This is a genomic window from Actinomyces wuliandei, from assembly GCF_004010955.1.
Classification (GTDB): Bacteria; Actinomycetota; Actinomycetes; order Actinomycetales; family Actinomycetaceae; genus Actinomyces; species Actinomyces wuliandei.
The window spans coordinates 64,452-85,488 of record NZ_CP025227.1; the positions used below are offsets into that span (position 1 = coordinate 64,452).

Genomic DNA, 21,037 nt, shown 5'->3' on the forward strand with positions numbered 1-21,037 from the left:
GTCACAGCCCCATCCCGGCGCCGCCGCTGACAGGAATCGACGCGCCCGTGATGTACCCCGCCCCCTCTGAGACCAGGTAGGACACCAGGGAGGTCACCTCCTCCGGTCTGCCGGGGCGGCGCATCGGCGTGCCCGCCATCAGCTCCTTGTGGCGCTTGGCGGAGACGTTGGCCGCCATGCCCGTGTCGATCAGGCCGGGCAGGATGACGTTGACAGTGACCCCGAACCTCCCCAGCTCCCAGGCCAGCGACCTCGCGGCCCCCACCAGCCCGCCCTTTGAGGCGCCGTAGTTGACCTGCCCGGGGGACCCCCACATGGCGACCACGGAGCCCACGAACACCAGGCGCCCCCACTGGTTCATCATCATGTCGCCCAGGGTCTCGCGGGCCACGTTGACTGAGCCGAGCAGGTTGGTGGTGATGACGTCGTCCACGGCCTCCTGGGGGAGGGAGACGAGCGGGCCGTCGTGCATGACTCCCGCACTGGTCACCACGATGTCTATCGTCCCCACGAGGTCACGGGCCTGGGCGACCGCGCTGCGGATGGAGCCGGGGTCCGTGACGTCGCAGGCCACGAACGAGACGCCGTCAACGACGTCCTCGGCAGGGTTTCGTGCCGTGCCGACCACACGGTACCCCTGAGCGGCCAGGTCCCTGGCGATGGCGGCACCGAGCCCTCGGCTGGCGCCAGTGACGAACGCGGACCGCGCGGGCCCTGCTGACTCTTCCGTCATGAGTGCTGTCCTTCCTGCAGCCCGCTGTGCAGGCTGGCGAGTTCTTCTATGTACGCGATGCTGTCGTCGGTGGCGTCGCCTCCGCCGACGACGGCGTTCCAGCCAGCGTCCCTGGCTCCCTGGACGTTGGCGGTGATGTCGTCGACGAGCACGCTGCTGCCTGCCGGAAGGCTGCTGACACGCTCCGCCTCCCTGAAGATGCCGGGCTCGGGCTTCCTGGCGCCCACCTCGCATGACACGACGACCGCGTCAAACAGGTCGTGCCAGGGCAGGAACTCCTCGAAGCGGCCCTGCCACTCGGGCGGGAGGTTGGACATGACAGCGACGAAGTCCCCGGCCTGCCTGCGTTCCTCAAGAAAGCGCAGCCACTGGTGGTTGAGCCTCCTGTCGGACCACCACTCGTCGGCCATCCCGGAGACGCTGCCGGTAATACCGAACTGCTGTGACAGCAGGCCGGAGATCTCGTCGAGCCACTCGCGCTCGGTCAGCACGCCTGAGTCCAGGACGGCCATCCCGTCCGGACACCCGTGCCTGCTGGCCAGAGCCGCGAGGCAGGTACCCAGCTGCCGGGGCGTGAAGGGCTTGTCCTGGCAGTAGCGTGCGAACCCCTCAGACAGTGGGACGGTGAGCACACCCCGGAAGTCCGTCCATATGGCGAGAGTCATCGCAACCACTCCACGGCCATCTGCATGGAGGAGACGGCAGAGCCGTTCTGCTCCACAGACACCTCGAACCGGTTGGCGCACTCCTGTGCGGAGACGGTCGTGACCGCGTCGAGCTCGGCGAACCCGGGAAACCTCGCACTCACCGAGGTGACGACAGGAAACCCGTTTCCTCCCGACGCCGAGCCCACCGTCACCTGCCGACCGGCCTCAATGAGGACCATGGCAGGGTAGTGGTCGTAGTCGTGGTCGAAGAGGCTGGTGTTGGCGAAGTCCGGTGACAGCCTCGCGCGCGAGCGTCCCGGGCCACAGTCCAGGTCGGAGACGACGACGTTGCTCATGTCCTCCCGTCCCAGCAGCGAGCTCGGGAGCACGTGCGTGCCGGAAACGGCCTGGACCTCGACGGTGGACGTCCGGGGTGGCTGCGACCCGCCCCGCTGGTACCTGCGTATCTCCTCGTACTTGGCGGCTTGGAGGCCCTGGACCTCCATCCTGGTCCGGGCCAGGGGCGCGTCGGCAGGGTCGATGATCTCCTGGGAGAAGACCAGCTGCCGGGGCGTGCCGTCCTTGCGGGTGGCCAGGACCTCCTGACGGGTGCGGACCCGGGGCCTGTCCCGCAGCCCGTTGAGCCTGGGCAGGTCGAGGATCTCCACCATGACCGAGTTGAAGAAGAACGCGGTACCCAGTGAGAGCCCCGCGTAGGCGTGGCCGGCGCTCATTCCCGCCTGCCTGCCGAGCTCGGCCAGGAACAGGACGTCCGCCCAGTACGAGTGCGGGTGGTCCCGGTAGTAGGGAGACGGTTCTCCCGGACCCGGTGCGCTCTCGTACAGCCCGTCCTCCAGCCTGGTGGGAGCCGAGACGAGCACCTCCTGCTCGTGCTGACGGTGGACCAGGTTCCGGGGGGCGACCGTTGCTGCCTGTGGTGCCATACGCTGTGTCCCTCCTTGTGCGTGCGGCAGTGTCGGTGACGGTGTCGCTAGTGGCGTCTGTGGCGTCGTCTGGCTGGGACCTCGGCTCACGAGCGGCACATCTGGAGCGTGGCGGCAGCCACCACCCCTGACTCGTCCATGCTGGTGAGCAGGACGCGGTCGCCTGGCCCCGCGCACGTCAGGGCCGCGGCCACCTGGACGCCAGAGGTCCCGGCGCCGCAGTCGCCCACGGAGCGTCGCACGTCAAGGCGACGGCCGGTGACGTGCTCCAGCGAGCGCTCCTCGCTGAGCTGCCAGACCGTGCCGGTGGCTCCGGGGACCACCAGGTCCACGTCCTCGGGCTGGCTGCACACGCGGTCCACCACCCGCCGGAGAGTCTCGGACCGGGCACCGTCGGCGGAGATAGGGCAGAAGGCCACCTCGCAGCCGGTGACTGTCGCCACCGGGCTCGGTGACGCCCCCGCAGGCTCCAGGCTGAACAGGGTGGCTGACTCCCCGATCACCACCTCGCTGTCGATCCTGCCGCTCAGGCGCGTTCCCCAGGCTCGCTGGGGGGAGAGCTCCTCGACACTGCCGACCAGCATCCGGGAGCAGTGCCCCAGGGACATGAGCCGTGAGGCGTAGCGCAGGGCGGACAGGGCGCTGACGGTGCCGTTGGCCACTGTGGCGTTCGGTCCGTGGAAGTCGTTCCAGATCGCGACCTGGCTCGCGCAGCAGTTCATGGTGCTGTTCGGGAAGACCTTGGGGTTGATCAGGTCCGCACCACGCCCGCGGATCACGTCGAGGGTGAGGTCGACGTTGCTCCTCAGGCTGCCTGCGCTCGTCCCCAGGGAGATTCCTGTCTCGCGCCAGGAGTCGGCAGCGATGTCACGCCGCTCCTCCATCTGGCGCCTCAGCAGGACGCTGGCCGCGATGCCCAGCCGTGTCATACGGTCAAGGCTCCTCGTGCCGCGCCGGGGGACATAGTCCTCAATGCGGAAGTCCGGGACTGCGGCCACGCGTCCCGGGACCCCCTCGTACACCTCCGGGTCGGGAAGCGCGCCGAGCTCTGACGGCGCACGGCTGCCCAGGGGCCTGTCGATGGCCTCGGTGAGCGTGTCCATGCTGTTTCCGGCCGCCGTCAGGACCGCGCACTCGCTGATCTGCATCTCAGGGGCTCCCATGCGTCACACCTCCTTGTCCGCCGAGTCCTTGTGGAACTCTGAGAAGACGGTTATCGCGTTGTTTCCGCCGAAGGCGAATCCGTGGTTGAGCGCGGTCCGCACCCGTGCCGGGCGCGAGCTGCCCGCGACGAAGTCGATTCCCTCGCCGAGCTCGGGGTCGACCGTCCTCAGGTTGGTCGTGGGCGGCAGCTTCTGGATCTGGATGGCCTGGCAGCAGGCGATCGCGCCGAACCCGCTGGCAGCACCCATGGTGTGCCCGAGCATGGACTTGATGGAGCTGACCGGGGGGTGGTCGTCCCCGTAGACCATGCGGGTGGCCGAGACCTCGGTGACGTCGTTGGTCGGAGTGCCCGTGCCGTGGGCGCAGACGTAGTCGACGTCGTCCGGGGTGATGTTGGCCTGCGCGAGGGTGCGCCTGATGCACTCCGAGATGCTCGTGGCATCCGGGTGCACGATGTGGTGGGCGTCGCAGTTGAGACCGTAGCCCAGTACCTCGGCGTAGATCGGTGCTTCTCGCCGCAGGGCGTGACTCAGCTCCTCCAGGACCAGTACCGCGCCGCCCTCAGCCGTCACGATGCCCGAGCGGTCTGCGTCAAAGGGCTGCGGCAGCTCCTTGGCGATAGCGCCCAGGCTCATGAACCCGGCGTGCGTCGTGCGGTTGACGGAGTCGGCACCCCCGGCCAGCATGACGTCCGCACTACCGGTCGCAATACTGTCGGCGGCTGAGCCGATGGCGTAGTTGGCGGCCGAGCAGGCGGTCGGCAGGCACATGACGTCGCCCTCGACCTGGAGCTCCGTGGCCACGGCGGCAGCAATGTTGCCAGCCGGGATCTGGCGCACGACGGTTGGTGCCATGCGCCCTGGACCACGTTCGTGCCACTGGACGGTCAGCTCGTCCAGGGCCTGCGACTCGCCGTTGGTCGTCCCGATGACGACCCCTGTGCTCAGCCTTGTCTCCTGGTCGAGGTCGAGTCCTGCGTCGCGTACCGCCAGCCTGGCGGCCGCAGCGGCCAGCTGTGCGGTACGTCCCCAGCGACGGGGGTTGATGTTCTCGACAACATCTGCGGGGTCGAAGTTTTTCACCTCACCCGCCAGCGTCGCCTGGAAGTCGCTGGTGTCGAAAGACTCCACGGGGGAGATGCCGCTCTCTCCCGCGAACAGCAGGGCACGGAACTCCTCCGCCCCGATACCGATGCTGCTCACCGGGCCGAGCCCGGTGACGACGACTCGTCTGCTGCGGCTCATTTGTCGCTACCCTGCTCGGCCTGCAGCCGGACCGTCTTCGCCACGAGCAGGTCGAGCGTGCGAAGGTCAGCCGCCTCCTCGCGCGGCACGCGGATGCCGAGGGTCTTGTTGATCTGTGCCAGGACCTGGATCAGACCCAGGGAGTCGGCGCCGTACTCGTCGATGAGGTCCGCGTGCGGATCCAGCTCGTCGACCTCGATATCGAGCTCGAGCTCCTCGACCACGATCTCGCTGATGGCGTCGCGGATCTCATTGCTGGTGCTGCTTGTCATTTCTGGTTACTCCATTTCTTTCACATGGTTTGTGGGCATAAAGACACGAGTGCCCACTGGCTGGGGACCAGCCGCTGGAGACGGGCAGTGCCCGCCTCACGCCTCAATGTCGAGCTGAGACATGCGGGTAAGCCGTGCCCGTGCCGCGTCCGGGTTCTCCAGGAGCGCGTACCTGGTGTCTCGCTCGGCGATGCTCTCGGGGGTCATGGCTGCGCCGTCCCTGGCGTGCCCGAGCGCGGTGTCGAACACCTTGTCAATGCTGGCGCGACGCATCTTGTCGTAGAGCTGTGCCAGAGGGGTGCCTGAGTCGACGGGCTCGATGTCGCCCATGATGAACTTGCTGGCGCACACCGCGTCCAGCATGCCTGCGTTCATGTTCTGGGCACCGGTAGGTGCCATGACGTGGGCAGCGTCCCCGGTTAGGTAGCAGCGCCCCTTGGCGAACTGGTCCACGACGGCGAACCGGGCCACAAAGTTTGCCGTTGTGATCAGCTGCGTGACATGCCTGTCGGGGTTGGACGGACCCCGCTGGTCCAGCAGGGACTCCAGGTACTGCGTCGATACCGCGTCCGGTGCCGGGGTCCCTGTGACGGCAGGATAGGCCAGGCGGTAGGTCGTCTGGTCGTGGGGAGCCACGGCAATGGCCCCGTACTGGGACCACCAGTAGAATGCCTCGTCGCGAGGAAGCCCCTCGGCCCTGACGTCGGCGATCTGGAACTCGACGGTGTCGCGCAGGTCCTCCATGCGCAGACCGAGCTTCTCCCGGCCCAGGCTCTTGGCGCCGTCGGCGACCACGCAGTGCTTAGCCCGCTCCTGGCGCACTGTTCCGTCAAAGGAGCGGATGGTCAGGAGGACTGAGTCGTCGTCCTGCGTGAGGTCGGTGACCTCGGCGTCCTCAATGACTCCGCCCCGGGCCGTGAAGACCTCGGTCAGGGCTGTCTCGACGTTGTGCTGGGAGATGCCCAGCGCGTAGTCGAACCGTGTGCCTTCCAGCAGCCGGGTGCTGAGCGTGCCGATTTGGCGGCCGTCGGAGTAGTAGGAGAGGCTGTTGATGACGTCACCAAGAGGCCGGAGCCTCTCCGCGATGCCGAAAGGGTGCAGGACCTCCAGCGCCTTGGGCCACAGGACCGTTGCGCGGGACTGGCTGGTCAGTAGGGGGTGCTTTCGGATGATCCTGACGCTCTGTCCGCGCTCGACCAGGCAGCACCCGGCTGTGAGGCCAGAGGGTCCCCCACCGATGACAAGTGTGTCTGAGTTCAATTCTCTTTCTCCGTGATAATATATTTACAGAGGTTACATTGGTGACTACTGTGTGGGACGTACTGGAACTTCATCCGAGTGGCCCCGATAAATCTGTTGCTCTTAAATTGTTGTTGAAACCTTGCCCTGGCCCTTGGCGCCGGGGACTCTCGTTGCCGGTGCGAGATGCCTCGGCTTCTGCTCCGTGGGGGCGCCTTAACGGGGACAGGTGTCGTAGGTGCTGGCAGGCAGCCCTGTGGGTGATGAGGCGCGTTGTCGGGTGGGGTGTCGCTGTGGGGGCGGCGCCTCTTCCGTCAATGGAGAAGGTGTGCATGTTGTGGCGGGTGCGGGGCGGGGTGGTTCCGCTGCTCCTGCCGGTGTTACGGGACCCCTGAGGGTAGGGTGGCGGCTTCCGACGTGGGGGCTCGGTGCTACTTATACGGGAGGTGGTTGTCTGCTGCGCCCGGGTGACGCGTGGTGACGGAGAGGCTGCAGAGAGGCCGAGGCCTGGTGCTTGGGTGGGTGGAGGCCGGTGCTGGTGCGGTTGCACGGGTCTGGCCGAGTGGTGCTGTGTGTCTGTGGTAGGGCTCAGAGGCCTCCTGGTGCAGGTTGGCTTGACTGGTGACGGGGGCTGACAGCGCGGTCGGGGTGCGTCGGCAGGACCAGGTGGCTGCGTTCAGGAAGGGGAGAGGGCGCGCTCATAGTGAATAGTGGCTCGGGGGTCTAGCGTGCCTGCTTGTCACCTGGGTTGGCATCAATGCGTGCGCCAAACATAATGTAGAGGATGGCGACGGTGATGAAAATTCCCAGTACCCAGATAAATCCGGCTTGCATGGTGGCGGCGACGGAGAACACGGCCCCCAGGGCTGCCACTCCCATGGCAACGGTCGTCTGCTGAACCGTGGTAATCAGCCCGCTCCCGAGGCCGACGCGCTGCGGCGGGATGGCTGCCAGCACGGTCCGGTAGATGATAGGAACGAAGAGGCCGTTGCCGAGCCCGATGAGGAACATCCCGAGGAGGAGGTGGTAGAAGTGCATGTGGGGCCAGTACAGGTAGGCGGGCAGGATGACGGCGGCGGCGCCGAGCCCCTGGGCCAGGCCTCCGACCTGGAGCGTGCGTATACCGATGCGGCCGATCAGCTTTGGCGCCTGCATTGCTCCCCAGAACTGTCCCAGCGCCATGGGAGCCATGGACATTCCTGACTCCAGAGGGGTCATGCTGTTGCCGTTCTGCATGGAAAGGGCGAACACGAAGAGGTAGCCTCCGAACATCATGAAGCCGCTTCCCAGCACCAGGAGGCCCCGGCGCATGGTGGTCACGCGCAGGAGCGAGGGCGGGATGAGTGCCGCGCGGTCGCGGCTCTCGATCCGCGTCTCGTACCTCCACAGGGCGGCAAGGAGGACCAGCGAGACTGCCCCTAGCACCCAGGTCCACGGCGCCCAGGAGACCTGGCTGCCCAGGCTCAGGGGGATGAGCAGGGCCAGCACGGCGGCACCGAACAGGATAGTACCGCCCAGGTCGTTGTCGTCGGGCTTGTCGGACCTCGTCTCCGGCGCCCAGGCGCGGGCGCCAAAGAACACGAGCGCTCCCAGGGGCAGGTTGATGAGAAAGATGAGTCTCCAACTCAGCCCGCCTATATTGGCCCATACCAGGACCCCTCCGAGGAGTTGCCCGATGGCAGCCGCGAGACCGCCTATCGCTGCGTAGTAGCTGAGGACTCTGGTCTTTGCCGGCTCGACCAGGGCAGTCTGGATGGTGGACATGATCTGCGGAAGTATCAGTGCCGCAAAGGCCCCTTGAACCACGCGGGCGGCGATGAGCACCTCGATGGACGGGGCCAGCCCGCAGACCAGGGAGGCTGCCGTGAACCCCACGGTTCCGATCTCCAGCATTCTACGGCGGCCTCTGCGGTCCCCCGAGCGCCCGCCGAACACCAGCAGGAGCGCGTACACGAGCGTGTAGCCGCTGATCACGAACTGGGACCGTGAGGCGTCCGCGTCAAGGGAGGACTGGATGGAGGGAAGGGACACGTTGACGATGAAGGAGTCGATCGTCGTCATCGCCGCAGCCAGGAGAAGGACCGCCTGGCCTGCCGGGGGGAAGTGGTATCTGGTCTCCGTCGTAACTTGCTCTGCTGTCATCGGCTTATCCTCTCCACGAAAGGTGCGGCGTAGTCATATTACCCGGTGGCAGTGCATATTGAGTCAATATAACATGCCGACAAATGGCCCTGCTGGGCGGTTGCAACTGTGCTTGGCCCGGCCTTATATCCTGGATGTCAGGAAAGCGTTGAGCCCGTCCGGGAGAGACTGCGGATGCTGTGTCTCCAGGTCAATGAGCACAAGCCTTGTCGTAGCACGGGCTATCTCCGAGTCGGCTGCGTCCCGGATGACGTGGCGGAGGTCGAAACTCCCCCGTCGCACCAGGATCGGTGCGACTGTCACCAGCGCGGGCTCCTCTGAGTAGTAGAGGGGCCGAAGGTAGGTGACCTGGTGGCTCGCCACGACCGCCGCCATGTCCTTGAAGTAGCCGGACCTGTATAGCCACCTGAGGCGCGCCTCTTCGAGGAGACGCATGATGGCGCAGTTATTTATATGGCCGTACTGGTCTACGTCGGACCAGCGAAGAGCCACCTTGACAGAGTTTGGGTCGCCCGTTTTGGCCGCATGTGCCTCCTCCGTGAAACTGCTGCTCACGAGAGTGGGAGAGCGCTGTCGACCGAAGCAAGTCCAGGTGATTCGGAATGTGACGCTGCATCTATCTTCGGTGGTGTCGTGCACATAGTTGGCTCCATTCCTTTCAGTGACACACTCCTCCCGGTGCGCAGGTGTCTGCCGGGAGGTGCGCGTAAATTGCGCGAGACGGGCTGAGGGACAGGCTTTCAGCAGCGCAGAACCCGGGGTTGTGGAATCCTGCACGTTTCGGCGCCTCGTTGATTTGATTGGGACAAAGGAGATTGTGCTCGAAACCTGCGGGCGGCGCATCGGCCGTTTGGTGTAGCCGATAGGATGAAATGCGACCTCGCCGCGTGCGTCGATTGTATGAGTGTCGTGCCTGCGGCATATAAAAGCGACGGATGGTGACGCCCTCTAGTGTACCTATTATGTGTCGAGACGTCTAGCCGTCGGCAGGACGTGCCCTGGGGCTGCTTGTCGGGGGTGGGTGTGGGGGTTGCACATCTTGGGTCGGTTGTTGGGTGTGCTCGTGGGGTGGCGTGGTGGTGGGTTCCGCGTGGTTCTGCGGGATGCGGGCTGGCCAGCACCTGGGCCGGGCTCTGGCGCCGGCCCCATGGTGTGTGGCAAGAAGGCTGCTGCACATCATGGGGCACGTGGGGCCAGGGGCGGGGAGGGGCGGCCTTGGCTCCTCCTGCGCTGAGCCCGGCGCAGTCCGCGGCAGCGGGCGGTTCTCTGGGCCTGGCCCAGCCTCAGGGGACAAGCCGGCTCCGACGCCTGTGACCACCAGGCCCCCGAAGATGTGCAACCCACCCGGCTCCGCTGCGGCCTGCCCAGCGCCTTCAGGAATGCCCGCACCACGAGCACGCCCTGGCGGTAGGAGGTCAGACGAGGTTGTGCCGCAGCGCGTAGACGGCTGCGCCCACCCGGTCCGGCACGCCCAGCTTGGCGATGATCGTGGACACGTGGGTCTTGACCGTTGCCTCGCTGAGTGTGAGCTGGCTGGCGATCTGCTTGTTGCTCAGGGCGTCCACGAGGAGCGCCAGCACCTCCTGCTCACGCTCAGAGAGCCTGACTTCGTGGAAGGCCTCGGAGGGAGCGGGGAGGGCGGTGCCGGGCGATGAGGTGGCGTCGGCCTGGTCCGCCTGGTAGCGCCTGGTGACGAAGGCCGACGACGTCGGAGACAGGACGAGGTTGCCGTCAACAGCCTGACGGATGGTGCGCGCCAGGGAGGTGATGCCGTCTTCCTTGGCTACGAAACCACGGACCCCAGCGGCCATAGCCCGCTCAATAATTGAGTCGTTGACAAAAGTGGTGAGGATGAGGACGGCCAGGTCGGGGGCCTCGTCCTGGAGGGTCGTGGCCAGGGTGAGGCCGTCTGGTTGAGGCATGTGGACGTCCAGGAGGACCGCCTGGACCGCAGGGACCTCGGGGGAGCGTATGTACTCGAGGGCCTCCTGACCGTCCTTCGCGTTCCAGGTCACGGAGACGTCCTCGTTTCTGGCGAGGAGATCAGCCAGGGTGCGGCGTACCAGGGCGTCGTCGTCCGCGATGCCGATACTGATCATCAGGGTCTCTCCAGGGAGGTCGAGGGTGGTGAGGAGAGAGGGACGGTGGCTGAGGCCATCCAGGTGCCCCCTTCCTTCAGCGTCGCCAGCGTGCCGTCGATAGCGGTCAGCCTCTCCTTCATCCCTCGAATGCCGGTGCCCGAGGTGGGAAGGTTGTGGGAGGTCGCCACCGAGACACCGTTGGTCATCACCAGACGTACCTGCTCAGGCCGCCGGGCGAGGGTGATCGTGACTGGCTGGTAGGTTGTGCCGTGCCGCAGGATGTTGGCACCCATCTCCCGGGCGACCCTGGAGAGGGTAGCAGCCTGGAGGCGGCTGCACTGTCCGTCCCCGGTGCTGTGGAAGGTGACGCTGAAGCCGGAGGCGGCCAGGTCGTCGCTGATGGCCTGCACAGCTGTCTCCAGGTCAACCCCCACAGCGTCTGGGCTAGTGAGCGAGGAGCGCGGCCCGAATCCCTGGCCGCGGCGCAGTGGTCCCAGGACAAGACGAAGCTCGTGCAGGGCGTCGGCCGCAGTGGCTGCGATAGCGCTGAACTCCTGCTGGGCCTCAGCCGGGTAGGAGCTGTCAACTGCCGCGCGCTGAGCGCGTAGCGCGGTTTGGGACATGGAGTAGGCCACGAGGTCGTGCATCTCCCTGGCCACGGCCTGGGTGTAGGCCAGGTGCTCGGCAGCGCTGGAGATCTCCCGCTGGAGGGCAAGGTCCCGGTGGCGCAGGAGCATTCCCGGGATGAGTGAGCAGCTGAGGAGAAACAACTGGTGGACGGCGGTCTGATAGAGGCCGAAGGGGACGACGGCAGCCACCGGGAGCACCGAGGCCAGGGCGAGCGCGGACCACGGGGGCAGGAAGCGTCCCAGGAGGAAAAGGAAGACAGCCGTGGGTGCCAGGAGGTCGCCTGGGAGGGCGGTGGGGGTGTGAAGGAAGGCTGCCCACAGCAGCAGGTAGGCCAGGGCACCTGGCAGCGGGCGCAGCGCGACGAGGGGCAGCACCAGTAGCGCCAGGAGAGGGAAGGCAAGACGCTGCGGGCTGAGGGTGCCACCGTAGACCAGGACGAACGCCATGTTGGCCAGGCCCAGGAGGAGCCCGGCCACGGCGTACGGCCAGTGGTCCGCCGACCGTAGCGGGCGGCGGAGGATCTGCCTGGGTCCGGTAGATACCCCCACAACACTGTGATATATCGTGTATCACAGATCTGTCAAGGTCAACGGCGTCGCAACCTCATCTCACATCTGGGGGCAGGTGGGAGAGATTGGGAGTTTCCGTTGCTGCGGTGTGGTTGTGGAGGGCGGGAGCGGAGGAGGCCGCGGTCAGTGGTGTGGGTGGTGACGTGCGGTGGTTCCCGTGGGGCTTCGCGGGTCTGCCAGCCAGCCGCTGGCGTCGGTGACCTGGCAGTGCTGGGGGTGGCAGTGATGGGCTTGGGCTGGTCGGCTTTGGTGAGCTGCCCGGACACGCGGTGGGCGCCGGTGTCTGCTGTGGCGTGCTGCTTACGACCAGAACAGCCTGTCGAGCCAGGCCAGTGCTCCGTCGTGGGCGACGATGCTAATGAGGTGCAGCGTGTGCATGGGTACTCCTTCCGGGTGCTGGTGGTTGGTGGCAGGGCCATCCTCCTCCGGCTGCCGTGTCCTGGCACCGGCCGTGCGGCCTGGTCGGTTGGCCGGTAGCCAGGTCGTGCTTCTGGCTGCAGGCGGTGGCCCGGGCCGGGGCCGGCTCCAGAGGAGGCCGCCGTCAACCACCGGCCGGCGCCCCGCCCACGTGGGTGCCGGGGATGACTGACGCCGTAGCCTCGTAGCCACCTGGTCGGCGCCCCGCCCACCGGAGTGCTGGGCCCGGCTAGAGGAGGTGGTTGTTGAGGGCGTAGACGACGGCGCCGACCCGGTCCCGCACACCGAGCTTGGCGATAATGGCGGAGACGTGGGCCTTGACCGTGGCCTGGCTGAGGGTAAGACGGCGGGCGATCTGCTTGTTGGTCAGGGACTCAGCGAGGAGGGCCAGGATCTCCTGCTCCCGGGCGGTCAGTGTGACGCCGTTGGGGAGCGCTGCAGAGGCGTGCCGCTGCGACCCCCAGGCGAGGAGGGTGATGAGTGGGAGGTACTGTGGGCGCCGTCTGGCTGGAGGTGCTCCGCGACGACGGCTGAGACCGTCGGGGACATGACGAAGTTACCTGCGACAGCCTGCTGGATGGTCCCTACCAAGGAGGTGATGTCGTCGTCCTTGGCGACGAATCCGCGTACTCCTGCAGCCATGGCCTGCTCCATGGCGGAGTCGGTGGCAAAGGCGGTCAGGATGAGGACGGCCAGGTCGGGGACCTCCTGGTGGAGGATCTGGGCGAGGGTAAGCCCGTCCGTGCGGGGCATCTGGACGTCAAGAAGGAGGGCCTGGACGGACGGGGTGTCCGGGGAGCGGATGAGCCCGAGGGCCTCCTGGCCGTCCTTGGCGGTCCAGGCGACGTGCACCTGCTCGGTGCTGGACAGCAGGCTGGTGAGGGTGCGGCGTACCAGGGGGTCGTCGTCGGCGATCCCGACGCGGATCGTGGCGGTTGTCTCGGTGCTGGTCATGGTGGTGTCTCCTGCGGGAGGGCGGGTGGTGGCTCCAGCGGCACGACTGCGGAGGCGGTCCAGCTGCCGTCCTCTTCCTGGGTGGACAGGGAGCCGTCGACAGCGGCGAGCCTCTCCCGCATACCCAGGAGTCCTGTGCCCGAGGTAGGCAGGTCGTGGGCGGGGCTGGGGGAGATACCGTTGGTCGAGATCAGGCGCACATGGCTGGCTTTCTTGACCAGGGTGATCATCACCGGCTGGTCGGTGGTGCCGTGGCGCATGATGTTGGCCCCCATCTCACGTGCTACCCGGGACAAGGTGGCGGCATGGAGCCGAGGGCACTCGCCCTCGTCTGTGCTGCGCAGCGTGACGGTGAACCCGGAGGCGGACAGGTCGTCGGCAACGGCCTGGAGCGCCGCGTCCAGGTCGACGGCCACGGTCTGCGGACTGGTTGAGGGGTCCTCCAGCGCGGAGCCTGCCTGGGTACGCCGCAGCGCCCGCACCACCAGGCGCAGCTCGTGGAGCGCGTCAGCAGCCGTAGCGCTGATCGCCTGGAGTTCCTGGCGTACGTCCTCCGGGTAGGAGGGGTCCGCGGCTGCCGCGGGCACGCAGCACGGTCTGGGACATGGAGTAGGCCACCAGGTCATGCATCTCCCGTGCCACCTCGGCGCGCACGGCCTCCAGCCGTTCTTCCCCAGCGGTGATCTCCTGACGCAGCGTGGCCTCCCTGCGTCGTAAGAGCGCACCCGGTGGAAGGGTGCAGGCAAGAAGGAACAGCCAAGGTAGCACTGTGGGTGGGGAGGTGAGTGCGACAGCGGCCAGTGGAACTGCTGCTCCCAGGCACAGTGCGGCCCACAGGGGCAGGAAGCGCCCCAGGAAGAAGAAGAGAGCCGCGTGGGTGATGGCGACGTCGTCGGCGTGTGGTCCCGGGAACCCGAGAAGGACCACCCACAGCGCCAGGTAGGTCACGGCACCGGTCAGCGGGCGCATCGGCATTGTTGTCAGGGTGAGAAGCGCCAAAAGGAGGAAGGCCAGGCGTGCCAGGCTTGCAGGCTCGATGAGAGTCATCATGAGCACCAGGTTGACCAGCCCGATGAGGAACCCGGCGGTGGCGTAGCGCCTGCGCTCGTCACGAGGCACTGGCGGTTCCGAGGCTGTTGCGCCTGGCTGGCCGGTCCCGGCCCGCTCGCGCCCGCTCGACACGCCCATAGGAATTTCCTACAGCACGTGTCACGGATTTGTCAAGGGCCAGTGGGGTGCGTGCGTCGGGGTGGCTGCGCCGTACATAAGTTGCGCGGAGAGGCAAGTGAAGAGTGATCGTTATTGTGAGCAACTTAGTTTTTACGAGAAGGTGCCCGGACTCATGAGATTGACAGCAGGCGACGTGGCGCACCGTCTGCGCATCGGCTGCACCAGGGCTGTTGGTGCTGTCCATCGACAGCGTCACGGGGTGGTCTGCTGTTCGGCAGCCTCACCGGTCTGGCCGGGTTCGGCTCCGGGCTGCAGGTGCCCGCCCGGGGAAGCCTTGACCGGCAGCCGGGAACAGTACTGGGCAGACGGGCTGCTGCTGCCCGCCCGGGAAGCCTCGTCTGGTCGGCTAGCCCGGTTGGCGGATCCGCACGCCCCTCACCCGTACTATCAATGTGCCCGCTGCCCCGCAAGGTGCCTTTCCTTATCCGGGCTGCTCTGCTTCGAGGGTCTACACGCCTGTGCCGTCGTCGCCCTCTGCCGAGTCTGTCTTTGGGGGGTGGTGCTGGTGTCGCGGCGATGCGGTTGCTACCTGATTCTGTCCGAGCCCACCCGGTCCGCGTAAGAACGGATGTCCTCACGCGGATCGGATACCTTTCCATCTCAATTTAAGGAGACACAGTGTCCGACAAGTCTATGAGAACATCTGGAGTTATAGCGGCCCTGATTGTTGCCCTCGGGGCTCTAGCCGCGTTGGGTGCCGTGTTTATTGATGCACCCCATCTTCAGTTCGTCAATATTGCGGTTATGCTTGTCCTTGTTGGGGTTCTTACTGCGGTCGTCGTGAGGACGAGGGGCAAGAAGTAGGGCAGTTTCCGCCACGAGTAGATATCCGCCCCTCGGGGCGCTGCACCCACCTTTTGGGACAGGGCATCCTGGTCCCGCTGTCTCCTTGAGGGGAGGCGGCAGGGTCCGGTGACTCCGACGTTTATGCAGAAGAGGGACCTAACGTGCTTGATGTATCCTCCGGTAAGACGAGGGTCATGGCTATCGCCTGGTCGGGCTGGCTGGTATCGATTGCCATGCTGGTGTTGCTTTTTGCCGACGGCCTTATGAGGGCGGTGGTTATATCCGTCCTCGTCGTGATGGAGATGCTGCTGCTTGGAGTGCTGCTTGCCAGCATACGGAGGACGGGTGACCGTGAATGATCCGGTGATACCCGGGTAGTCTTGCGTGCGAGTACGGTAGGTAACTCATGCTATGACAGCATATGCTTGCCTGCCCCTCAGGCCCGTCAACGCGTACTCGCTAGATTTCCGTGGCATCAGTGCTGCTTTTTTCTGAGTGCCCGCCTGCTGAGGAGGACGGTGGCGGTGATGAGGATGCCGTTCCAGACGAGGAACCAGGTGAGACCTGCGGGTGAGGGTGTGGACAGTGTGCGGGCCTGCATGCCGATGGTGGCCTGGGAGTAGGGGTAGATGCCGGTGAGTGGTGGGGCGACGAGGGTGAGGGCCAGGCTGAGGAAGGAGGCTCCCAGGCCGGTCAGGACGGTGGTGGCGAGGCTGGGCACGTAGATGCCGATGAGCAGCTGGGCGGTGGCGATGGTGACGGCTCCCAGTGTGCCCAGGAGAACCCAGGTGGTCATGGTGGCGAGGTCGGTGAGGGTGAGGTGGAAGCCCAGGGCGGTGCTGGCAGCCAGTACGAGCAGGAGGAAGGCCGTCTGGCAGTAGAGGGCGAACAGGGTGATCAGGGCGAGCTTGCCGGTGTAGGTGGTGGTGGCGGCGCCGTAGGTAGCCATGCGGCGCCAGTTGTCGTGCTCGTGCTCCATACGGGTGAGGCCGGCGGCATGGAAGGTGATCAGCATGGGCAGGAAGAAGACGCTCCACAGCAGCCCGCCCTGGCCCCACACGACCTGCCAGGTGATGCCCTGGGCCTGGAAGCTCTCGGTGTAGGACATGTACCTGCCAGCCCCGTTGGCGACGTTGAGGGCGGCCAGGGCTAAGGCCAGGGCGGGGAGGATCCAGGGGCGCCTGGACTTGGCGTGCTCAAGAGCCAAGGGCAGCAGGATCCGTTCGCGCAGCCAGCCGCCAGTCCCGCTGTGCGGGCTGGGGCGAATGGGTGCGGGTGTGCTGGCGCTGGGCCGCAGCACCTGGCCCGTTGTCGTGGTGGGCTGGCCTGGCATGCTGGGCCTGCCAGGCATGGAGGTAGTCATGGTGACGCTGGTCATGGGGGTCTCCTGGTTGTCTCCGGCCTGGTGGCGGACGGCAGGTCTAGCGCGTGACCTGCCGGCTGAAGGTGGCCTGGGCGACAGCGGTGGCGACCAGGCTGACGATGATGACGATGGTGATGTAAGTGCCCAGGTGGTCGACGGGGACGAAGCCGGTGATCGTGCCCTCGGTCTGCTGCATACGCACGGGTACGAGCAGGGCAGGGTACTGCCAGGGCAGGAGGGTGGCCACGGAGTCAGGCACGACGAAGCCGACGAGGCTGGCGCTCAGGGCACCCAGGGCGCCGACGGCCAGGGTCAGGGCCTGGCGGCGCACGAGCAGGGCCAGGGCCAGGTGGATAGCAGTCATGGCGATGTTGGCCACCATCAGCCCGCCCAGCCAGGTGGCGGTCAGACCAGGGTCAGCGGGCACGCCGCCGACAGCGGCTACCAGGGTGGCGGTGGGCACGAGGGCGAGGGCGGGCACCGAGCAGGCGGTCACGGCAGTGGTGAGCTTAGCCAGGAACAAGGGGGCGCGCGGCTGGCCGTCGGCGAGGAGCTGGGACAGCATGGTGCTGTCGTGCTCCATGGCGGCAAGGCGTGAGGCGACGACCGCAGAGATGATGGGGGTGACCACGGTATGTACGCTTGATGTCTCTCCGATCGCGTAGCCAGCGTCCACAGCGATCCCGGTAGTGCCAGAGCGTGTGATGATAATGCTCAGGACTGCTGTGGCCCAGGCCAGCTCGATGCCGGTGGCCAGGACCAGGGTCAGCCACAGACGAGACCTTGTGAGTTTGGAGATCTCCAGTCCCAGTGCCCTCATTCTCCCGCTCCCCGTGGCCTCTGGTAAGCGGTCTGGTGGGATGGCACCTGAGTGGCCGATGCTGGGCGGGCGGCCTGACCCATGGCATGGTGCGCGGTCACCGGGTGGGGCGTCTCAGGCTGTGGGGGTGCCTGTTGTGGCTGGTGCTGGACACCCTGCGGCCAGGGTGGCTGGTGGGTGTGTCGTGGCGCTCCGGGCTGGGTAGGGGTGGGCTGGCTTTGTGGGGGTGCCTGCTCGGTGATGTCGAGGAAGATCTGCTCCAGGGAGCGGCGGCGCAGCTCGACGCGGTAGATGCTGGTGCCCACGCTGACCAAGGTGGTGACGAGGCGGGCGACGTGCTCGTCACTGTAGGCGGGCAGGGTGATCTCTCCGTCCTCCACGGAACCGACCTGCCAGCCCTGGGCGGCCAGCTCTCGGGCGGCGGGCACGGCCTGAGAGGTGTTCACCCGGACGACGAGGCGACCTGCTTCCCTCAGGGCGGACAGGGGGCCTTGGTAGACCAGGTGGCCCTGGGTGATGATGCCGATGGTGTCGGCCATCTGCTCGATCTCGCTGAGCAGGTGGCTGGAGACCAGCACGGTGATGCCCCGGGTGCGCGGCAGGCTGGTGATGAGGTCACGGATCTCGTGGATGCCGGAGGGGTCCAGCCCGTTGGTGGGCTCGTCCAGGACCAGCAGCTCAGGGTCTCCCAGCAGGGCCATCGCCAGGCCCAGGCGCTGCTTCATGCCCAGGGAGTAGGCCCGCGCCAGCTTGTCGCCGGCGTGGGACAGTCCCACGGTGTCGAGGGCCTGGCCCACGCTGGAGGCGGGCAGGTGCTTGACCCGGCGCACGATGTCGAGGTTCTCCCGCCCGGTGAGGTGGCCGTAGAAGGAGGGCTGCTCGATCAGGGACCCCACCCGCGCCAGCGTGCGCTGGGGCGAGAACGGCTCACCAAAGACCTCCACGCTGCCGACGGAGGGGCGAGTCAGCCCCAGCAGCATCTTCATCGTCGTGGACTTACCAGCCCCGTTGGGACCCAGGAACCCGTAGACCTGCCCCGCAGGCACCTCCAGGCCCACACCACTGACCACCTCAGTAACCCCGTACCGCTTCGTCAGTCCCGCACTACGCACCACCAGGTGCTGGCTACTCACCGTTGAGCTCCTTTCCGGCTCCACCCCCGTCAGGCGCTGAGGCGCTGACTGCGTGACAGGTGTATGCACCATAACATCGGCAAGAATGCGATGGCCGTGGTGACCCAGGATTCTCCTGCGACGACCGGCCTAGTCCGATCGTCGCACCGACGCCCTGGAGGGGGACGCTCACGTGCTGCTGAGTCTTGGCCGACGGTAGCGCTGACGTCGTCCCACTGTCGTATCGACGTCAAGAGCCAGTGGTGCTAGCGCGCGGTAAAAATTAGTGTCAGGAAGGGGTCCTGACCCATCTGGGACGCCCTTTCTCTGACCTTGACGCTGTACGGGGACGTGCTCGGCTGCGTGACCGTGTGCGCCTGGGCACCTCTGGGCGGTGAGTGGGCTGCCTGGCATCCTGCACGCCGTCGCCGAGCACGCCCCTGCGTACCACGGTGGGCAGGGTCATATTTCACCTGACTTGATCAGGTGCTCCTGCGGCGCTGGCTGTGGGCTAGGTGGTAGCACGCGAGAGAGCCTGTCAGGACCGGATACCTGAATCCTGCTTCACGTAAGTGATGGTGAACTCCTTGAGCTGCCGGAAGAACTGCTGGCGCAGTCGCAGGTCGAGCCAGTCGGTGTTGAAGGGCTGGAACACGTCCAAACCGCGTCCCAGCAGGATGCGCCATCCACTATCAGTAGTGATGGTGCGGTCGTGAATCGTCTGCCTGAAGGAGTACTCAAAACTAATGCCGGCAACGGCGGAATTGGTGCGAATCGTCTCCAGACTCTCCTGCTGTCTTGCTGAGAAGACTCCGTCATCGTCACGCTTGGTAGTCAGATGTACGGTCACATCGCTCGTGGTGTCAGTAAACTTGGCGATAGTCTCAATAAGTTCCATCAGGTTGCGTGCCTGGTAAGGCTGACGAATATAGGGGTCAATAACGTCGATTCGTGTGGCGCCATGCAGGTAGGGGCCGATATAGCGGTCGTAAGTGAAGCCCCGCCTGCCCTCGGTGAACTCCAGGTGCCCCTCCTGGGGCTTGGAGTGCGCACTGGCCTGCCTGGCAGTTTCTTTCTGGGGCTGCTGGGCACTGGCTAAGGGGACATCATCGGAGCTGTCTGTGCCAGCCTCATCCGCTTCGGTGACCTGGTGGTAGAGCCGGGGATATTCCTCTTCCTCCAGGGTAGTCACAGACCGCGATTCCCCTGAGCAGGTGTAATCGAAATGGACCGCCTTCATGGTGCTATCAATACGCACAAGCTGGTCCTTGACGCGCTTACGTCCTTCGAGCGCAATCCGCAGCAGGGCGTCGATCTCCTCGGGGCTGGCCCGCCCGGAGGGGTGGATGAGTTTCATCAGGCCGGAGAAGGTCTTGTGGATGCCGTCGCGGTCACGAGTGGATAGGTCGTCTGACAGCGCGAAGGAGTCCTGGTAGCGGTCGGAGTAGTCGGTGTCGCGCAGGGAGCGGAGCACCTCGGCCAGGTAGTCGACGACGAATCCATAGCCGGACGAGAACATCTCGCCGCGGATCTGCTCGAACTCCCATCCGGGCACGTAGCAGTGGATGCGGTCCAGGAAGGCGGGATCGTGGTACTGCTCGGGCAGCTCCTCGAACAGGTCAGAGTTCTTGAGCATGTAGGGCACGGTGTGGGAGGTGTTGCCGACGAACACCATTGAGGCCTCCGCGCCGAGCGTCTCGACGCCACGGGAGAAGGACTTGTTGGCCATGTAGTTCTTCATGATGTCGACCAGCGCCCGGTCGGCCCGCTTCTTCTTGCCGGCGAACTCGTCGAAGGCGACGCAGTCCCAGTAACCCACCAGGCCGATCCGCCCGGAGGCGTTGTTCACGAAGAGCTTCGGCACGGTCACCTCACCCCCGGAGATCAGCATGCCGTGCGGCGAGAACTCGGAGTAGATGTGCGACTTGCCGGTCCCCTTGGGACCGAGCTCCACCAGGTTGTAGTTGCGCTCCACGAAGGGGATCAGGCGCACCAGGTGGAGGAGCTTGGCCCGGGGGCCGAACATGGCGGGGTTGAAGCCGATGGACTGGATGAGCAGGTCGATCCACTCCTCGGTGCTGAACTGCTCCCGGGCGGTGGTGTAGGAGTCCAGGTCCAGGCGCGAGAGCTGGATGGGCTTGAGGGAGTGCAGCCGCCAGGGAACGTCCTTCGGGTCGCCCGAGTAGGCGTAGACGATGCCGCAGATGCACCAGACCCCGCCGGTCAGGAGCTTGGGGTGGCTGCGCACGGTCTCGGCGCCGATCTCCACCTTGCTGATGCCCAGGTTGGAGAACTCGGCCTCATAGATGTCCAGTTTCTCGTTGAGGGAGACGGATACCTTATCGATGACGCGGTGGCGACCCTTCTCTCGGATGCGCGACTGGATGAGGCGGTTCTCGCCCCGGTGCACGTAATGGTCCCGGAGGATGCGTCTGACCTGTTCAATGCCGGAGTGAATGGTGGCGTCGTCATCCGTGGCGGCGTACTGGCCCAGCAGGTACTCCAGCACGTAGGTGGGCACGATGGCGTTGCCCTTGACGGCCTTGACGAGGTCCTTGCGCACGACGACGCCGGGGAATGCTGCCGCGATCTTACGGTCCAGCGGCGTGGGGGAGGGGCGCTGATCCTGGTCGGTCGGCTCCGGCTCGGTGGGCTCCGGCTTGGCGGGGTGCGGGGTGATCATGCTTGCA

21 protein-coding genes are annotated in these 21,037 nt (G+C 66.1%); 2 read left to right on the top strand and 19 right to left on the bottom strand.

Annotation, left to right across the window (positions count from 1 at the left end):
- Position 1: 1 nt before the first annotated feature.
- The 15 genes from CWS50_RS00290 to CWS50_RS00355 all read right to left on the bottom strand — a co-directional run bounded on the left by CWS50_RS00290 (position 2) and on the right by CWS50_RS00355 (position 14,224).
- Complete coding sequence (locus CWS50_RS00290) at positions 2-733, bottom strand: SDR family NAD(P)-dependent oxidoreductase (protein WP_127841188.1); 732 nt, start codon at positions 731-733, stop codon at positions 2-4.
- The gene (locus tag CWS50_RS00295; protein ID WP_127841189.1) at positions 730-1,398 is read right to left on the bottom strand and encodes an HAD-IA family hydrolase; all 669 of its coding nucleotides are present in this window, start codon (positions 1,396-1,398) and stop codon (positions 730-732) included. Before CWS50_RS00295 ends, CWS50_RS00290 begins: the two co-directional genes overlap by 4 nt.
- A complete protein-coding gene (locus tag CWS50_RS00300) occupies positions 1,395-2,324 on the bottom strand; it encodes an AfsA-related hotdog domain-containing protein (protein WP_127841190.1) in 930 nt (309 codons plus the stop codon). The genes CWS50_RS00295 and CWS50_RS00300 overlap by 4 nt, the downstream gene beginning before the upstream one ends.
- An 86-nt stretch (positions 2,325-2,410) precedes the next feature.
- Positions 2,411-3,487 (bottom strand): beta-ketoacyl synthase N-terminal-like domain-containing protein, encoded by a 1,077-nt coding sequence (locus CWS50_RS00305; RefSeq protein ID WP_127841191.1) that lies wholly within the window; start codon positions 3,485-3,487, stop codon positions 2,411-2,413.
- A 3-nt stretch (positions 3,488-3,490) separates the two neighbouring features.
- A complete protein-coding gene (locus CWS50_RS00310; protein WP_127841192.1) occupies positions 3,491-4,732 on the bottom strand; it encodes a beta-ketoacyl-[acyl-carrier-protein] synthase family protein in 1,242 nt (413 codons plus the stop codon).
- Complete coding sequence (locus CWS50_RS00315) at positions 4,729-5,004, bottom strand: acyl carrier protein (RefSeq protein ID WP_127841193.1); 276 nt, start codon at positions 5,002-5,004, stop codon at positions 4,729-4,731. Before CWS50_RS00315 ends, CWS50_RS00310 begins: the two co-directional genes overlap by 4 nt.
- A 96-nt stretch (positions 5,005-5,100) precedes the next feature.
- On the bottom strand, positions 5,101-6,264 hold the full coding sequence (locus CWS50_RS00320; RefSeq protein ID WP_164860031.1) for an FAD-dependent oxidoreductase: 1,164 nt from the start codon (positions 6,262-6,264) through the stop codon (positions 5,101-5,103).
- 702 nt (positions 6,265-6,966) lie between these two features.
- Entirely contained in the window at positions 6,967-8,385 is a 1,419-nt protein-coding gene (locus CWS50_RS00325; protein WP_127841195.1) for an MFS transporter, read from the bottom strand.
- Between the two features lie 123 nt (positions 8,386-8,508).
- Positions 8,509-8,940 carry an acyl-CoA thioesterase gene (locus tag CWS50_RS12845; protein WP_164860032.1) on the bottom strand — a complete coding sequence of 144 codons (432 nt, stop codon included), beginning with the start codon at positions 8,938-8,940 and terminating at the stop codon, positions 8,509-8,511.
- An 860-nt stretch (positions 8,941-9,800) separates the two neighbouring features.
- Positions 9,801-10,484 (bottom strand): response regulator transcription factor, encoded by a 684-nt coding sequence (locus CWS50_RS00335; RefSeq protein ID WP_127841197.1) that lies wholly within the window; start codon positions 10,482-10,484, stop codon positions 9,801-9,803.
- Positions 10,484-11,644, bottom strand: coding sequence for a sensor histidine kinase (locus tag CWS50_RS00340; RefSeq protein WP_243118371.1), 1,161 nt, complete (start codon positions 11,642-11,644; stop codon positions 10,484-10,486). The genes CWS50_RS00335 and CWS50_RS00340 overlap by 1 nt, the downstream gene beginning before the upstream one ends.
- Before the next feature lie 667 nt (positions 11,645-12,311).
- Complete coding sequence (locus CWS50_RS13910) at positions 12,312-12,560, bottom strand: response regulator transcription factor (protein ID WP_341472750.1); 249 nt, start codon at positions 12,558-12,560, stop codon at positions 12,312-12,314.
- Positions 12,494-13,036 (bottom strand): response regulator, encoded by a 543-nt coding sequence (locus CWS50_RS00345; RefSeq protein WP_243118372.1) that lies wholly within the window; start codon positions 13,034-13,036, stop codon positions 12,494-12,496. Before CWS50_RS00345 ends, CWS50_RS13910 begins: the two co-directional genes overlap by 67 nt.
- Positions 13,033-13,623 (bottom strand): sensor histidine kinase, encoded by a 591-nt coding sequence (locus tag CWS50_RS00350; protein WP_127841198.1) that lies wholly within the window; start codon positions 13,621-13,623, stop codon positions 13,033-13,035. Before CWS50_RS00350 ends, CWS50_RS00345 begins: the two co-directional genes overlap by 4 nt.
- The gene (locus CWS50_RS00355) at positions 13,544-14,224 is read right to left on the bottom strand and encodes a sensor histidine kinase (protein ID WP_127841199.1); all 681 of its coding nucleotides are present in this window, start codon (positions 14,222-14,224) and stop codon (positions 13,544-13,546) included. The genes CWS50_RS00350 and CWS50_RS00355 overlap by 80 nt, the downstream gene beginning before the upstream one ends.
- Positions 14,225-14,884: 660 nt before the next feature.
- On the opposite strand from CWS50_RS00355, the gene CWS50_RS00360 reads away from it, so the two are divergent.
- Entirely contained in the window at positions 14,885-15,070 is a 186-nt protein-coding gene (locus CWS50_RS00360) for a hypothetical protein (RefSeq protein ID WP_127841200.1), read from the top strand.
- Between the two features lie 143 nt (positions 15,071-15,213).
- Entirely contained in the window at positions 15,214-15,411 is a 198-nt protein-coding gene (locus CWS50_RS00365; protein ID WP_127841201.1) for a hypothetical protein, read from the top strand.
- A 116-nt stretch (positions 15,412-15,527) separates the two neighbouring features.
- On the opposite strand, the gene CWS50_RS00370 is transcribed toward CWS50_RS00365, so the two are convergent.
- The 4 genes from CWS50_RS00370 to brxL all read right to left on the bottom strand — a co-directional run bounded on the left by CWS50_RS00370 (position 15,528) and on the right by brxL (position 21,030).
- Positions 15,528-16,430: an ABC transporter permease gene (locus CWS50_RS00370; protein WP_127841202.1), complete on the bottom strand. Its 903-nt coding sequence runs from the start codon at positions 16,428-16,430 to the stop codon at positions 15,528-15,530.
- A 43-nt stretch (positions 16,431-16,473) separates the two neighbouring features.
- Positions 16,474-17,235, bottom strand: coding sequence for an ABC transporter permease (locus CWS50_RS00375; protein ID WP_127841203.1), 762 nt, complete (start codon positions 17,233-17,235; stop codon positions 16,474-16,476).
- Positions 17,232-18,368, bottom strand: a complete 1,137-nt coding sequence (locus CWS50_RS00380) for an ABC transporter ATP-binding protein (RefSeq protein ID WP_243118373.1) — start codon at positions 18,366-18,368, stop codon at positions 17,232-17,234. Before CWS50_RS00380 ends, CWS50_RS00375 begins: the two co-directional genes overlap by 4 nt.
- A 517-nt stretch (positions 18,369-18,885) precedes the next feature.
- The gene (gene brxL / locus CWS50_RS00385; RefSeq protein WP_127841205.1) at positions 18,886-21,030 is read right to left on the bottom strand and encodes a BREX system Lon protease-like protein BrxL; all 2,145 of its coding nucleotides are present in this window, start codon (positions 21,028-21,030) and stop codon (positions 18,886-18,888) included.
- Between the last annotated feature and the right edge of the window lie 7 nt (positions 21,031-21,037).

Excerpts from the sequence above, each read along its gene's own strand:
- CWS50_RS00290 (WP_127841188.1), bottom strand. The coding sequence starts at position 733 with ATGACGGAAGAGTCAGCAGGGCCCGCGCGGTCCGCGTTCGTCACTGGC.
- CWS50_RS00295 (WP_127841189.1), bottom strand. The coding sequence starts at position 1,398 with ATGACTCTCGCCATATGGACGGACTTCCGGGGTGTGCTCACCGTCCCA.
- CWS50_RS00300 (WP_127841190.1), bottom strand. The coding sequence starts at position 2,324 with ATGGCACCACAGGCAGCAACGGTCGCCCCCCGGAACCTGGTCCACCGT.
- CWS50_RS00305 (WP_127841191.1), bottom strand. The coding sequence starts at position 3,487 with ATGGGAGCCCCTGAGATGCAGATCAGCGAGTGCGCGGTCCTGACGGCG.
- CWS50_RS00310 (WP_127841192.1), bottom strand. The coding sequence starts at position 4,732 with ATGAGCCGCAGCAGACGAGTCGTCGTCACCGGGCTCGGCCCGGTGAGC.
- CWS50_RS00315 (WP_127841193.1), bottom strand. The coding sequence starts at position 5,004 with ATGACAAGCAGCACCAGCAATGAGATCCGCGACGCCATCAGCGAGATC.
- CWS50_RS00325 (WP_127841195.1), bottom strand. The coding sequence starts at position 8,385 with ATGACAGCAGAGCAAGTTACGACGGAGACCAGATACCACTTCCCCCCG.
- CWS50_RS00335 (WP_127841197.1), bottom strand. The coding sequence starts at position 10,484 with ATGATCAGTATCGGCATCGCGGACGACGACGCCCTGGTACGCCGCACC.
- CWS50_RS00345 (WP_243118372.1), bottom strand. The coding sequence starts at position 13,036 with ATGACCAGCACCGAGACAACCGCCACGATCCGCGTCGGGATCGCCGAC.
- CWS50_RS00355 (WP_127841199.1), bottom strand. The coding sequence starts at position 14,224 with ATGGGCGTGTCGAGCGGGCGCGAGCGGGCCGGGACCGGCCAGCCAGGC.
- CWS50_RS00370 (WP_127841202.1), bottom strand. The coding sequence starts at position 16,430 with ATGACCAGCGTCACCATGACTACCTCCATGCCTGGCAGGCCCAGCATG.
- CWS50_RS00375 (WP_127841203.1), bottom strand. The coding sequence starts at position 17,235 with ATGAGGGCACTGGGACTGGAGATCTCCAAACTCACAAGGTCTCGTCTG.
- brxL (WP_127841205.1), bottom strand. The coding sequence starts at position 21,030 with ATGATCACCCCGCACCCCGCCAAGCCGGAGCCCACCGAGCCGGAGCCG.